Raw genomic sequence first — 13,442 nt, 5'->3', positions numbered from 1 at the left:
CGAGGCGCTCACGGCCGCACTGGACGAGGCGGTCCGCGCCGTGGACGCGCCGGACGTCGTCGTCGCGTACGCCCGGGGCGGGCGCCGCACGGTGCGCAGCGGCGGCACGGCCCCGCCCCCGCCCGTCCCCCGCGAACTGCTGCGCTACGAGACGGGCTCGGCGTCCAAGCCGTACACCGGGCTGCTCCTCGCACGGCTGCTGGCGGACGGCACGGTGGGCGGGAACGACCCCGCGGCGGCGTACCTCGCGCCGGGCGGGCGGACCGGGCCCCGGGACGTCACGCTCACGCACCTGGTCACGCACACCTCGGGGCTCCCGCCGCTGCCGGCCGACTTCTACCCGGGAGCGCTGCGGCGGTGGCGGGACAACCCCTACGCGCACTACGGGCCCGAGCGGGTCGTGCGGGCCTTCCTGCGCGCCGGCCCCCGCCACCGGCCGGGCACCCGCTGGCGCTACTCCAACTTCGGCGCCGCCGTCCTCGGGCACGCCCTCGCGGCCGCCGCGGACACCGCCTGGGAGCACCTGCTCACCGATCGGGTGCTGCGGCCCCTCGGGCTGGCGGGCACCGCCCTGGCGCCCGAGCCGGACGCGCCGACGGGCACGTGCGACGCGACCGGCCACCGGGCGGACGGCGTCACGCCCGTGCCGGCCCTGGAGATCGGCGGCTTCCAGGCCGCGGGGGCGGTGCGCGCCACCCCGGGCGACCTGCTGCGCTTCGTGGAGGCCCACCTGCGCCCCGAGGGCTCGCCGCTGGAGGAGGCGCTGCTCGCCGTGCGGCGCCCGGTGCTGCGGCGGGGACGCGGGCACCGCGACGTGCACAGCCTCACCTGGTTCCGGCACGGGAGCGACCGGGGCCCGGTCTTCTTCCACGCGGGCGCCACCAGCGGGCAGCAGGTCTTCCTCGGCTTCGCCCCGGGCACGGGAACCGCGCTCGCCGCGGCCTGCACGCGCCGCTTCCGGCGGCAGGACACGTTCGTCGCGACGGCGTACGGACTGCTGTGCGACCCGCCGGACGAGGACTGACGCGTGCGGGGTCCGCGGTGCGCCCCACCCCGTGGCGGCCGGGGCGCGCGGATTGCCGCGCCGCCTCGCGGGCCGCGCGGCGCGGCGGGTCACGCCGTCTTGAGAGCCACGCCCGCCCAGAGCGGAACGGCGTCGTCCGGGACGCCCGCGCCCGCGTTGCCGACCTGCACCTCGACCGGCTCCGGCCGCCAGAGCTGCGGCAGCACCAGACCCGGCTCGACGAGGCTGAGTCCCTCGAAGAACCCGGCCACCTCCTCCTTGTTCCGGGCCTTCACGCCCGCACCTGACGCGGCCAGCGCCGACTCCAGGCCGCTCACGCCGCTGGAGTCGATGTCGCTCGCCAGGTGTGTGATCACGAGGGCGCTGCCCGGCACCATGCTGCCGAGCAGGCGCTCCACCACCGCGTACGGGTCCGACGTCGCGGGCAGCCAGTGCAGGAGCAGGTTCATGCTCACGGCGATCGGCTCGGCGAAGTCGAGGGTGGCGCGCAGGTGCGGCGAGGCGAGGATGCCGTCCGGGTCGCTGACGTCCGCCTCGATGTACGCGGTGCTGCCGGCCGGGTCGCTGCTGTGCAGCGCCCGCGAGTGCGCGAGCACGATGGGGTCGTTGTCCACGTAGACGACCCGGCTGTCGGACGCCACGCCCTGGGCGATCTCGTGCAGGTTGGGCGAGGTGGGTATCCCCGTGCCGATGTCGAGGAACTGCCGCAGGCCGGCCTCCGCCGCCAGGTGGCGCGTCGCGCGGTGCATGAAGGCGCGGTTGACGCGCACCGCCACCTGCGCCGTCGGGATGTTCGCGGCCACCTGGTCGGCCGCCGCGCGGTCCGGGGCGTAGTTCGTCTTGCCGCCGAGCAGGGCGTCGTAGATCCGTGCCGCGTGCGGCCGGTCGGTCCGCAGGTCGACCGGACCCCGGTGATCGCTGCGCGTCATCCACTCGGGTGTCTCCGGCATGGCAGTCCCGTCCTCTCCAAGCTCCGACCCGCGCGTGGGGCCTCCTGTCCGGACCCGGCGGGTCCGCCCGGCGCTGCGGCCGTGCGGCATCCTCCGGCGGCCGGCTCCGCGCCGGCCCTTTCCCGCGGGCGCCCGCACCCGGCGCCCCGGCGCGAACCGCTCCGCGACCCGCCGCGGGACGCATGGACCCCGGTCCGGGGGCCGGTCCGGATGGACAGACCCTAGACCTTACGGGCCGTCACGTCCCCTCCGGGGCGCAGCCCTTGCGGCGTCCTACAGCTCCCCGCCGAAGGCGCCCGCGATCCGGCCCGCCCGCAGCGCGCCCGAACCCGGGACCCAGTACGACGACGCGGCACGGTGACATGCCGGTTCCGGCACGGCCTCGGCCGCCGGCCGGGCGCCGGGGCAGGCGACCGCGGCCCAGACCGCCTTGCCGTCCGTGTCGGGCGTCGTCCAGCCCCATGTCTCGCTCAGGCACTCGACGATGTGCAGGCCGCGGCCCGACTGGGCGAAGTCGTCGGGCTCCTTGACCTCGGGCACCGACGCACTGTGGTCGCAGACCGCGAACAGCACGGTGCCCCGCCCGCGCAGCAGCCCGAGCCAGACGGCGGGCGGCGCGCCGGGGCCCCCCGCCGGGCTCGCGAGCCCGTAGCGCAGCGCGTTGCTCAGGAGTTCGGAGACGATGAGGGCCGCGTTGTCGACCAGCTGTCCGAGCGCCCACTCCCTGAGCGTGCGCCCGGTGAATCTGCGGGCCTCCCCGGCCGCCCGCCCGTCGGCGGGCAGGGCGCGCGCGAGGCACCGGCCGGGAAGCGCGGCCGCCTGGTCGTCGTACGGGAACGCGTCGCGTGACGCGCGCCCCAGGAGGCGTCCGACCGTGCCTCCCGGTAAGGCGGCTGACAGTCCGGGCGTACGGGGTGTCATCGCGATCTCCGTCGAACAGTCATATGTCACTTGCAGGTGATCGCCCACCACTATCCCCCTGCAAAGGATGGCGCCGCAACTGCATCTGCAATTACAGTTCGGTCGGCGCAATTACTGCCTCAAGTGCATCTGCAATTGCGGCAGCTGGCGTCTGGTCAGACTTACGCACAATCCACAGGAGTGGGCGGAATGCGACAGATCGAGAACGGCACGCGATCCGACCTCATCGAGGGCGCCAACTGGACAAAGAGCCGCCACAGCGCGCCCGGCGGCAACTGCGTCGAGGTCGCGGCGCTGCCGGACGGCAGCATCGCGGTCCGCAACTCCCGTCATCCGCAGGGCCCCGCCCTCGTCTACACCCGCGCCGAACTGTCCGCTTTCGTCGCAGGTGCGAAGGACGGCGAGTTCGACGCGATGACCGTCTGACGGCGTACCCGGCAGCCGGCGCGGCACCCCTCGGGCGCGGCCCCTCCCCCGTGCGCCGGACCGGGCCGCCCGCCGTACGGGGGTCGGCGGACGGACCGGTCCGGCGCGCCGCACGGGGAGCGCCGACCGGGCGCACCCGGACACCCGGACGCGGCCCGGACCTGACGGTTCGTCACCACAAGTGAGGACAACCGCCCGTTGTCCGACGGGGAGTGACGGTCCGTCGGCCCGCGTGCCTTTCGGCACCGGACGCACCGGCGCTCCCGCTGTACGCGGGCGGGCCCCGAGTGGAAGACTGGGGTCTCCATGTCCACGCGAGCGCGTACGGGAGTTGTCATGAGCGCCATACCGCGGCCGGACGGCGGCGAGCAGCCTTCGCTGCGGCGCTACCTCGACCAGCCCCGCATCGGGCCCACGGCCCTGCGCATCGTCCTCGGGGCGAGGCTCCGCCGCCTGCGCCAGGAGTGCGACATCACGCGGGTGGACGCCGGCAAGTCCATCCGGGCGTCCGACGCGAAGATCACCCGTCTCGAACGCGGCCAGGTCGGCTTCAAGCAGCGCGACGTCGCGGATCTGCTGAGCCTCTACGGCGTGCTGGACGAGACCGAGCGCGCCGACTACACGGAGATGGCACGCCAGGCCAACCTCCCCGGCTGGTGGCACCAGTACAGCGACGTCCTCGAGGACTGGTTCGAGCTGCACGTCGGACTGGAGGAGGCCGCCTCCCTCATCCGCAGCTACGAGGTGCAGTTCCTGCCGGGCCTGCTCCAGACCGGTGCCTACGCGCGCGTCGTCACCACCCTCGGCTACCCGGACGCCCCGGCGTCCAAGATCGACCGCCTCGTCGAGCTGCGGCTGGAGCGCCAGAAGCTCCTGCACAAGCCCGAGGCTCCCACGCTGTGGGCCGTACTGGACGAGGCCGTGCTGCGCCGCCCCTTCGGCGGTCCCGAGGTGATGCGCCCGCAATTGGAGCACCTGATCGCGATGGCGGCCCTGCCCAACGTCACCCTGCAGATCGCCCCGTTCAGCGTGGGCGCGCTCGCGGCGGCGGGCACTCCGGTCACGCTCCTGCGCTTCGCCGAGCCCGACCTGCCGGACAAGATCTACCTGGAGCAGCTCACCGGCGCGATCTACCTGGACAAGCAGGAGGAGATCGACCAGTACTCCCTGATCATGGACCGGCTGAGCGCCGAGGCCGACCCGCCCCAGGACACGGTCCCGTTCCTCAGGTCGCTGCTGGACGCCCTGTCCTGACCGGCCCGCCCGGTCCGGGCACCGCCCTCCGGCCCCGTCCCCACCCGGGGGCGGGGCCGCCGGTGGTTCTCGGGGCCTGACGGCCGCCCCGGGTCCCCCTTTCCCCGGCGCTCCGGATCGTCCGCCTCCGCGCGTCGGCCCCGGCCCCGCGTGTGCCTTGTGTCGTATTCTCGTGATATTCACGCGTACACACCGATATGCACCCGAACGCGAGGAGGGCCCGCGAGCGGTTCCACGAGGAGCGGCGCGGACGCCGGTCCTTCGCCCGACCTGGAAGTGCCGACGTGACGGACCGGGAGAACGCAGGCGAGCGCATGTTCGCCGACTTGCTGCGCGTCCTGGGCACCACGGCACTCGACGACCTCCCGGACACGGTGGGTGAACACGCCCGGACCGCGGGTTTCACCGAGGTGCGGATCTACGTGGGCGACGTGGAGCGGCGCGCGCTGCACCTGATCACCGGCACGGGCACGTCGCCGTCCGCCGAGCGCAGGCTGCCGATCGCCGACAGCGAGGCCGGCCGCGCGTACCAGTACGGCAGGGTCCTCCGCGCCGCCGCCGCGCCGCCGCGGGGCGGGACCGCCTACTGGGTGCCGATGTTCAACGGCCAGGAACGCGTCGGCCTGATGTACGTGGCCTCCGTGCGGGACGGCGAGAGCGAGCGGACGTACGCGTCGGCCCTGGGTTCCCTCGTGGCGCTCGCGGTCTCCACCAAGCGCTGGCACAGCGACACGTACGCGCGCCTCAACCGCACCGAGCCGATGAACGTGGCCGCCGAGGCCCAGTGGCACCTGATGCCCCCGCGCACCTACACGGATTCACGTGTCGCCGTCTGCGCGACCCTGGAACCGTCGTACCGGATCAGCGGCGACGCCTACGACTACGCGACGGACGGCTCCCGGGTCCACCTGTCGATCTTCGACGCGATGGGCCACGACACCGCGGCCGGGCAGACCGCCGCGCTGGCCCTGGCCGCCGCCCGCAGCGCCCGCCGCCGGGGCGCCGGGATCGTCGAGATGGGCGAGGTCATGGAGGAGGAGCTGCTGGCACGCCAGTTCGAGGACGTCCGGTACGCGACCGCCCTCCTCGCGGCGCTCGACACCGACTCCGGTGTGCTGGAGTGGGCCAGTTTCGGGCACCACCCGCCGCTCGTGCTGCGCGCCGCGGGCGCCACCCTCCTGGACTGCAAGCCCGCCCACCCGCTGGGCACCGGGCTCGGCGACCTGGGCACGACGGTCTGCCGGGAGCAGCTGGAGCCGGGGGACCGCATCGCGCTGTACACGGACGGCATCACCGAGGCGCGGCGTCCGCACGGCCAGCAGTTCGGGCTCGACCGCTTCGTCTCCGTCCTGACCCGGTACCCGGCCGACGGGCTGAGCGTGTCGGAGACCGTGCGGCGCTTCGCGCACGCGTTCCTCGACTACCACAACGGCGTGCTCCAGGACGACGCGACCGTGCTCCTGTGCGAGTGGCGGGGGCCCGGCCCCCCGCTCGGCACCTGAGGGCGCGCCCCGGATCGCGCGTGACGGGCGCTCGCAGCAGACGAGTCGGCCTGTACGCGCGATCCAGCCGGACCTTGATCCACTCTCCTCCCGCCCAGATCCCGCCCAGATTCTCTCCAGGGACCCGAATCGGACGGCGAAAAGAAGAAACCCCCAGGTCGAAGACCTGAGGGGCAGACGAGTCGGCCTGTACGCCGGGTTCTGTCGTCCGGTCGCCTCGCGGCGGCCGGAGAGACGGCCATCCATCTAGGACCGGTGTTGCCACCGGCCTCGTGCGGTCTACCCGCGGACTCGGGCGGGCAGCCCTCGAACGTCCGCGCAGGACCCCTCGCGGGGCCCCTCTTGACCTTGCTCCGGGTGGGGTTTACCGAGCCGCCCGAGTCACCTCGGGCGCTGGTGGTCTCTTACACCACCGTTTCACCCTTACCGGGGGCCGAGGCCCCCGGCGGTCTGCTTTCTGTGGCACTGTCCCGCGGGTCACCCCGGGTGGGCGTTACCCACCACCCTGCCCTGTGGAGCCCGGACGTTCCTCGGCGGGATCCAGGACCCCGACGCGGCCGTCCGGCCGGCTCGTCTGCCGTGCGGGACATGTTACCCGCAGGCGGACGGCCGCTCGCGACGGCGGCGGCGCAGCGGCCGGGCCGGGCATCGCCGCGCCGTCCTGCGAGCCCGGCGCCCGGACAGGCAGCGCACCGGACAGGCAGGGCGCCGGGAGGCCGTCCCGCGGGGCGCTCCCGGCAGGCGCCGGCCGCGTTCGCCTACGCTGGCCGACGGGCGCGGACCCCCCGGTCCGCGCGTCGTCCGCACCTCCGAGGAGTCACCCCCGTGCTCGTGCTCTTGCCGCCCTCCGAAGGAAAGGCCGCACCCGCCGGCGGTGCGCCGCTGAAGCCGGAGTCGCTGTCCCTGCCGTCGCTCGCGCCGGCGCGCGCCGCCGTGCTGGACGAGCTGGTGGACCTGTGCTCGGCGGACGAGGAGAAGGCCCGCACGGTCCTCGGCCTGAGCGAGGGGCTGCGCGGCGAGATCGCGAAGAACGCGGAGCTGCGCACGGCCGGCACCCGCCCGGCCGGGGAGGTCTACACCGGCGTGCTGTACGACGCGCTCGGCCTCGCCACGCTGGACCCGGCTGCCGAACGCCGGGCCGCGGCCGAGCTGCTCGTCTTCTCCGGGCTGTGGGGCGCGGTCGGCATCCGCGACCGCATCCCGTCGTACCGCTGCTCGATGGGGGTCAAGCTGCCCGGCCTCGGCGCGCTCGGCGCGCACTGGCGCGGCCCGATGGCGACGGCGCTGCCGGAGGCCGTCGAGGCCGCCGGCGGCGGGCTCGTGCTCGACCTGCGGTCCTCCGCCTACGCGACGGCCTGGCAGCCGAAGGGCGAGCTGGCCGCGCGCACGGCGACGGTCCGCGTCCTCCACTCCCGGGTCGACGAGACCACCGGCGAGGAGAAGCGGTCCGTGGTCAGCCACTTCAACAAAGCGACGAAGGGCCGCATCACGCGTGACCTGCTCACCGCGGGCGCGGCGCCGAGGACGCCCGCCGAGCTGGTGGCGGCGCTGCGGGACCTGGGTCACACGGTCGAGGCCGGGGAGCCCGCCCGCGCCGGCCGCCCGTGGCGCGTCGACGTGGTGGTCACGGCGGTGCACTGACCGGCCGCGCGGGTGCCGGGGCGCCCGAGGGGGCCGGCGGACGGCGAGCGAGTCCGCGTGAGGGGCGAAGAGACCTGCCGCGTTGCATCCTGTGCAACGCGCGTTGCGATGTGTGCCCGTGGCGCGGCAGGATGTCCCGCATGACCTCCGTGCTCGACCTCGCCCCCGTGATCCCCGTCGTCGTACTCAAGGACGCGGCCGGCGCCGTACCCCTCGCCCGCGCGCTCGTCGCGGGCGGTCTGCCCGCGATCGAGATGACGCTGCGGACGCCCGCCGCCCTCGACGCCGTCGAGCGGATCGCCGCGGAGGTGCCGGAGGCCGTCGTCGGCACCGGTACGGTCCTCACGCCCGACGCGGTCGCCTCGTCGGTGGCCGCGGGCGCCCGCTTCCTCGTGAGCCCCGGCTGGACGGACACGCTGCTGTCCGCCATGGAGGAGTCCGGCGTGCCCTATCTGCCGGGCGTCTCGACGACGTCGGAGGTCGTGGCGCTGCTGGAGCGCGGGATCACCGAGATGAAGTTCTTCCCGGCGCAGGCCGCGGGCGGGATCCCGTACCTGAAGTCGCTGTCCGGGCCGCTGCCGCGCGCCCGGTTCTGCCCGACCGGCGGCGTCACCGCCGAGTCGGCGCCGGACTATCTGGCCCTGCCCAACGTCAGCTGCGTCGGCGGCACGTGGATGGTGCCCCAGGACGCCGTCGAGGCGGGCGACTGGGACCGGGTCGAGGCGCTCGCCCGTGAGGCGTCCACCCTGCTGGCGACCCGCCGCGCGTGAGCCGCGCGGGCGCGGCGGGACGGGGTCCGCGGGCCGCGCCGCGGGCGGGACCGGCCGGCGGCGTCAGTCCAGGTACGAGGTGTCGTTGAACAGCCGCACGGACGCGTTGCCGTCCGCGTAGTACGCGACGACGGACGTCGCCGCCGCCGACAGCTCCATCCGGAACATCGCCTCGGGCGGAGCGCCGAGCGCGAGCCGGACCAGCGTCTTGATGGGCGTCACGTGCGTGACGACGAGGACCGTGCGGCCGGCGTACCGCTCCACCAGCAGGCGCCGCGCCTCCTCCACCCGCGCGCCGACCTCGGCGAAGCTCTCGCCGCCGCCGGTGGGGGCGGCCTCGGGCGAGTTGAGCCAGGCCGTGAGGTCGTCCGGATGGCGCTCGCGCACCTCCGCGAACGTCAGGCCCTCCCACGCCCCGAAGTCCGTCTCGCGCATCCCGTCCTCCACCCGCACGGGCAGACCGAGGCGCTCGGCCGCGGCCCCGGCCGTCTGGCGGCAGCGCAGCAGCGGCGAGCAGACGATGTCCTGGACCGTGCCGCGTGCGGCGAGGGCGGTCGCGGCGGCGGCGGCCTGGCGCCGTCCCGTGGCGGAGAGCTCGGGGTCGCCGCCGCCGCTGCCGGAGAAGCGCTTCTCGGGCGTGAGCGCGGTCTCGCCGTGGCGCAGCAGGACGAACGTGGCCGGCGCCCCCATGTCCGGCCGGGAGCCCCAGCCGACGGCGGGGGTGGCCACCTCGGGCGCGGGCTCGCTGCCGGTGGCGGCCCCCTCGGGCTCGGGCGCCGGCTCGCCGCCGGGAGCCCCGTCCAGCTCCGCCGCGGAGGACGACGGGTCCCAGCGCTCGCCGCGCGCGCCCGCGTCCATCGCCTCGTTGGCGAGCCGGTCGGCGTGCCGGTTGTTTTCGCGCGGGATCCACTCGTAGGTGACCCGACCCGGCGGGAAGACGCCCGCGGCCTCGTCGGCGAGCGCGCGCAGGTCCGCGTTCTTGATCCGCCAGCGTCCCGACATCTGCTCGACGACGAGCCGGGAGTCCATCCGCACCCGGATGGCGGCCGCCGGGTCGAGGGCGTGCGCGGCGCGCAGCCCGGCGATCAGGCCGCGGTACTCGGCGACGTTGTTCGTCGCGACGCCGAGGAAGCGGGCCTCCTCGGCCAGCGTGCCGCCGGAGTCCGCGTCCCGTACGACGGCGCCGTACCCGGCGGGCCCGGGGTTGCCCCGCGACCCGCCGTCCGCCTCCACGTGGAACCTGGCCACCGCTGTCCTCACCGCCACCGTCGTCTCGCAGCCGTCCGGCCGTCGCTGCTAGAGGCCCGACTCGGCCGTACGCACCAGGATGCGGCGGCAGTTCTCGCAGCGCACCACGGTGTCGGCGGCGGCGGCGCGCACGTCGTTCAGCTCCGTGATGTTCAGCTCCAACTGGCAGCCCTCGCAGCGGCGCTGGTAGAGGCGGGCCGCGCCGACGCCGTCCTGCTGGGCGCGCAGCTTCTCGTACAGCTTGAGCAGGTCGGCCGGCACCGAGGCGGCGACCGCCTCGCGCTCCTTGGTGAGTCCGGCGACCTCGGCGTCGATGCCCTCCGTCGCGGAGTCGCGGCGGGAGGCGGCCTCCTCCGTGGCGGTCGCGAGGCCGCCGAGGCGGCCGGTCAGCTCACCCACGCGCTCCTGCGCGGACTCGCGGCGCTCCATCACGTCGAGGACGACGTCCTCCAGGTCGCCCTGGCGGCGGGCGAGGGAGGCGATCTCGCGCTGGAGGTTCTCCAGGTCCTTCGGCGAGGTCACCGCGCCCGAGTCCAGGCGCTGCTGGTCGCGGGCGGCGCGCTGGCGCACCTGGTCGACGTCCTGCTCGGCCTTGGTCTGCTCGCGGGCGGTGTCGCTCTCCTCGGTCTGCGCGGCGACCAGCAGGTCGCGCAGCTGGGCCGTGTCCTTGGCGAGCGCCTCGAGTTCGGCGTGCTCGGGCAGGGCGGAGCGGCGGTGGTCGAGCTGCGACAGCCGCACGTCGAGTGCCTGGACGTCGAGGAGTCGGAGCTGGTCGGCTGGCGCGGCGTTCAGTTGGGGGCTCCCGGTGGGTTCGTAGAGAAGGAGGGCGCCGGGGACACGGGGCGTGCTCCCGACGCGAAGTGCGACGACCAGGGGTCGGTGACCGTCTCGGAGACGTGGACGCGCAGGTCCCAGCCGTGGCGGTCGGAGATCTCGTCCAGCTGGCCGGCGGCCTGCTCGCACCAGGGCCACTCGGTGGCCCAGTGCGCGGCGTCGACCAGGCCCAGCGGGGAGTGCTGGGTGGCTTCGGAAGCCGGGTGGTGGCGCAGGTCCGCGGTCAGGAAGGCGTCCACGCCCGCCGCGCGCGCCTCGGCGAACAGGCTGTCGCCCGATCCGCCGCTGACGGCGACCCTCGTGACCCGGGCCTCCGGATCGCCCGCGAGGCGGATGCCCTGCGCGGTGGCGGGCAGCCGGTGCGCGGCGCGGGCGGCGAAGTTGCGCAGCGAGGTGGGGGCGTCCAGCTCGCACACCCGGCCGAGGCCGCGGCGGCCCTCGGGGTCGGAGGGATCGGGCACCAGCGGCCCCACGACGCGCAGGCCGAGGGCGCCCGCGAGGGCGTCGGAGACGCCGGGGTCCGCGGTGTCGGCGTTGGTGTGCGCGACGTGCAGGGCGACGCCGTGCGTGATCAGCGTGTGGACGGCCTTCCCCTTGAAGGTGTCCGCGGCGACCGTGGTGGTGCCTCGCAGGTACAGCGGGTGGTGGGTGACGAGCAGCTGCGCGCCGAGCTCGACGGCCTCGTCGACGACGTCCTGGACCGGGTCGACGGCGAACAGCACGCGATCGACGTCCGCGCCGGGATCGCCGCACACCGTGCCGACGGCGTCCCACTGCTCGGCGCGGTCGGGCGGCCAGAGGGCATCCAGCTCGGCGAGGACTTCGGACAGACGGGGCACGCCGGAAAGGCTACCTGGCGCGGGGCACTGCGTGCGCGGGGCGGTCGCGGGGACCGTGCCGGCGGGCCGGGCGGTCGCCGGGAGGCACCTGCGGGGCGCCGCCAGGGGGTTCGCCAGGGGGTTCGCCAGGGGGTTCGCCAGGGGGCTCGCGAAGGGGTCACGAAGGGCGTCCGCGTGAAGGGGCCGCGGAGCCGCCGGACGGGGCAGCCCGGGGAGCCGGAGGGCGCCGCGGGGCCGCCGGGCGGTGGCAAGACGGGCCGGCGGGGCGCGGGCTGCACGGCGCGGGGGCCGGGGGGATCGCGGTCGATCCCTCCGGCCCCCGTGCGGGCCCGTGCGGCGCTCAGGCGCCGCGGCGACTCACTTGACCAGGTAGGAGTGCAGGTCGTCGAGGACGCTGTAGGCCGCGGTGACGCCGAGGCCGAGGTACCAGGTCTCGTCCTTGACCGTCTTCGCGTGCCCGTCCTTGACCGCGGGGAGGTTCTTCCACAGCGGGTTCGTGGTGGCCGCCGACTCGTCCGTCTTCGACGCGTCGCCGAAGGTGCCCGAGAAGATCCAGTCCGCGTTCGCCGAGTCGATCTTCTCCGGGCTGATCTCGATCGCCAGCTCGTGCTCCTGCTGGTTCTTCGGGCGGGGCAGGCCGACGTCCTGGAGGATCGTGCCGATGAACGAGTCCTCGCCGTACAGGCGCAGCCGGCCGGGCATGTACCGGACCATGGAGATGGTCGGCTTGTTCGAGCCGAGGGCCTTCTTGAGGTCGGCGACCTTCCTGTCGTACGTGGCGAGGTTCGCCTTCGCCTCGGCCGTCTTGTCCAGCGCGGCCGCGTTGAGGAGGTAGTTCGACTTCCAGGTGTAGCCGGGGCGGATGGAGAAGACGGTCGGAGCGATCTTCGAGAGCTCCTTGTACTTGTCCGCCGCGCGCAGCTGGCTGCCGAGGATCAGGTCGGGGTGGAGGTTGGCGATCGCCTCCAGGTTGAGGGTGTTGATGGTGCCGACCTGCTGCGGGTGGCCCGCGATCTTCTTCAGGTAGTCCGGGATGCCGTCGCCCTGCTGCGTGGGCGCCCAGCCGACCGGCTTGATGCCCAGGGAGGCCACGTTGTCGAACTCGCCGATGTCCAGGACGACGACCCGCTTCGGCTGCTTCGGGATGGTGGTCCTGCCCATGGCCATGGTGATCGTGCGGGGGAACTCGCCGGGCTTGGCCGTCGTCCCGAACGCCGCCGTCTTCGCGCCCGCCTTCGTGAAGTCCTTGCCTCCGGTGGCGACATCGGCCTTCTGGGCCGAGTCGTTGCCGCTCTTGCCCGACCCTCCGCCGTCGGAGGACCCGCACGCGGCGAGTGAGAGTGCGGCAGCGAGCGCGACGGCTGCGAAGGCTCCGCGACGGCGTAGGGACATCTGTGCTCCTAGAAGGGCGTTTCAAGTAAGGCGTGCCTAACCTTAACCACATCGTTCCTGTTCAGCACAAGCACCCCCGAAACCCCCGGCACATCGGGCCGGCGCCACTCGTACGTGTGAAGAGGGCCGTCTCTCGTTGTTCGGCTGGAAGTGCGAAAACTAGCTTGCTGGCCGGAGGTGACGCACCGATGACACCGATGACGGCACTCGCCGCAGAAACGAAGCCCACCGGGACGGAGCCGGCAGGCCCCGAACCCCTCGCGCCGGCGGGCGCGCCGGGGTCCCAGGAGGGTTCCGGGCCACGTGACGGAGCGGCACCCCCCGCCCGGCCGCAGGAGGCGGGGACGGCGGAGCCCGCCGTGGACGACGGCGCCGGCTCCGGCACGGATGCGGGTACGGGTATGGGTACGGATGCGGCTTCAGCTTCGGATACGGACGCCGGAGCGCGCGCCGAGGCGGGCGAGGCGGGCACCGCCGGGGAACCGGCGGAAGAACGGGACGGGCGGCCCGCGCACGCGCCCGAGCCGGTACCGCGACCCGCGTACGCGCCCGGGCCCGTACCGGAGGTCGCGCACGCGGCCGCACCCGCACTGGCGCTCCCCGGGCCGGACCGCCCCGACGCCGCAGGACCCGGCGGGCTC

12 protein-coding genes and 1 other RNA gene are annotated in these 13,442 nt (G+C 74.7%); 6 read left to right on the top strand and 7 right to left on the bottom strand.

Annotated elements, in window-relative coordinates; genetic code table 11:
* A partial coding sequence (locus tag L1885_RS12775; RefSeq protein ID WP_372481934.1) for a serine hydrolase domain-containing protein occupies window positions 1-1,024 on the top strand: 1,024 nt, incomplete at its 5' end.
* 89 nt (window positions 1,025-1,113) lie between these two features.
* On the opposite strand, the gene L1885_RS12770 is transcribed toward L1885_RS12775, so the two are convergent.
* Window positions 1,114-1,974, bottom strand: a complete 861-nt coding sequence (locus tag L1885_RS12770) for an SAM-dependent methyltransferase (protein ID WP_235797190.1) — start codon at window positions 1,972-1,974, stop codon at window positions 1,114-1,116.
* Between the two features lie 273 nt (window positions 1,975-2,247).
* On the bottom strand, window positions 2,248-2,895 hold the full coding sequence (locus tag L1885_RS12765; protein WP_235797189.1) for an ATP-binding protein: 648 nt from the start codon (window positions 2,893-2,895) through the stop codon (window positions 2,248-2,250).
* Window positions 2,896-3,084: 189 nt separating this feature from the next.
* Between L1885_RS12765 and L1885_RS12760 the strand changes: the two genes are divergently transcribed.
* The 3 genes from L1885_RS12760 (at window position 3,085) to L1885_RS12750 (ending at window position 6,077) form a co-directional block, all read left to right on the top strand.
* A complete protein-coding gene (locus tag L1885_RS12760; protein ID WP_235797188.1) occupies window positions 3,085-3,321 on the top strand; it encodes a DUF397 domain-containing protein in 237 nt (78 codons plus the stop codon).
* A gap of 336 nt (window positions 3,322-3,657) precedes the next feature.
* Window positions 3,658-4,575, top strand: a complete 918-nt coding sequence (locus L1885_RS12755) for a Sco1979 family transcriptional regulator (protein ID WP_235797187.1) — start codon at window positions 3,658-3,660, stop codon at window positions 4,573-4,575.
* A gap of 314 nt (window positions 4,576-4,889) precedes the next feature.
* The gene (locus L1885_RS12750) at window positions 4,890-6,077 is read left to right on the top strand and encodes a PP2C family protein-serine/threonine phosphatase (RefSeq protein WP_235797186.1); all 1,188 of its coding nucleotides are present in this window, start codon (window positions 4,890-4,892) and stop codon (window positions 6,075-6,077) included.
* A gap of 174 nt (window positions 6,078-6,251) precedes the next feature.
* Here L1885_RS12750 and rnpB read toward each other — a convergent pair.
* An RNA gene (gene rnpB, locus L1885_RS12745) (RNase P RNA component class A) lies at window positions 6,252-6,650 on the bottom strand.
* A gap of 252 nt (window positions 6,651-6,902) precedes the next feature.
* Here rnpB and yaaA point away from each other — a divergent pair.
* Both yaaA and eda read left to right on the top strand, forming a co-directional pair.
* Window positions 6,903-7,718, top strand: coding sequence for a peroxide stress protein YaaA (gene yaaA, locus L1885_RS12740; RefSeq protein ID WP_235797185.1), 816 nt, complete (start codon window positions 6,903-6,905; stop codon window positions 7,716-7,718).
* A gap of 140 nt (window positions 7,719-7,858) precedes the next feature.
* Window positions 7,859-8,488: a bifunctional 4-hydroxy-2-oxoglutarate aldolase/2-dehydro-3-deoxy-phosphogluconate aldolase gene (gene eda, locus L1885_RS12735; RefSeq protein WP_235797184.1), complete on the top strand. Its 630-nt coding sequence runs from the start codon at window positions 7,859-7,861 to the stop codon at window positions 8,486-8,488.
* Between the two features lie 63 nt (window positions 8,489-8,551).
* Here eda and L1885_RS12730 read toward each other — a convergent pair whose 3' ends face one another.
* From L1885_RS12730 to L1885_RS12715, 4 genes are all read right to left on the bottom strand, one after another.
* Window positions 8,552-9,736: a bifunctional RNase H/acid phosphatase gene (locus tag L1885_RS12730; RefSeq protein ID WP_235797183.1), complete on the bottom strand. Its 1,185-nt coding sequence runs from the start codon at window positions 9,734-9,736 to the stop codon at window positions 8,552-8,554.
* Window positions 9,737-9,784: 48 nt separating this feature from the next.
* Complete coding sequence (locus L1885_RS12725) at window positions 9,785-10,528, bottom strand: zinc ribbon domain-containing protein (RefSeq protein WP_235797191.1); 744 nt, start codon at window positions 10,526-10,528, stop codon at window positions 9,785-9,787.
* Window positions 10,525-11,409, bottom strand: a complete 885-nt coding sequence (locus L1885_RS12720) for a Nif3-like dinuclear metal center hexameric protein (RefSeq protein WP_235797182.1) — start codon at window positions 11,407-11,409, stop codon at window positions 10,525-10,527. The genes L1885_RS12725 and L1885_RS12720 overlap by 4 nt, the downstream gene beginning before the upstream one ends.
* Window positions 11,410-11,766: 357 nt before the next feature.
* The gene (locus L1885_RS12715; RefSeq protein ID WP_235797181.1) at window positions 11,767-12,801 is read right to left on the bottom strand and encodes an ABC transporter substrate-binding protein; all 1,035 of its coding nucleotides are present in this window, start codon (window positions 12,799-12,801) and stop codon (window positions 11,767-11,769) included.
* Window positions 12,802-13,442: the final 641 nt, after the last annotated feature.

The organism is Streptomyces fuscigenes (genome assembly GCF_021556455.1).
Taxonomy (GTDB): domain Bacteria; phylum Actinomycetota; class Actinomycetes; order Streptomycetales; family Streptomycetaceae; genus Streptomyces; species Streptomyces fuscigenes.
Note: the sequence above shows the minus strand (reverse complement) of the source record. Positions and strands in the feature narration are given on the sequence as shown.

Coding starts and splice junctions, on each gene's coding strand:
- L1885_RS12770 (WP_235797190.1), bottom strand. CDS start 1,974: ATGCCGGAGACACCCGAGTGGATGACGCGCAGCGATCACCGGGGTCCG.
- L1885_RS12765 (WP_235797189.1), bottom strand. CDS start 2,895: ATGACACCCCGTACGCCCGGACTGTCAGCCGCCTTACCGGGAGGCACG.
- L1885_RS12750 (WP_235797186.1), top strand. CDS start 4,890: ATGTTCGCCGACTTGCTGCGCGTCCTGGGCACCACGGCACTCGACGAC.
- L1885_RS12755 (WP_235797187.1), top strand. CDS start 3,658: ATGAGCGCCATACCGCGGCCGGACGGCGGCGAGCAGCCTTCGCTGCGG.
- L1885_RS12715 (WP_235797181.1), bottom strand. CDS start 12,801: ATGTCCCTACGCCGTCGCGGAGCCTTCGCAGCCGTCGCGCTCGCTGCC.
- eda (WP_235797184.1), top strand. CDS start 7,859: ATGACCTCCGTGCTCGACCTCGCCCCCGTGATCCCCGTCGTCGTACTC.
- L1885_RS12760 (WP_235797188.1), top strand. CDS start 3,085: ATGCGACAGATCGAGAACGGCACGCGATCCGACCTCATCGAGGGCGCC.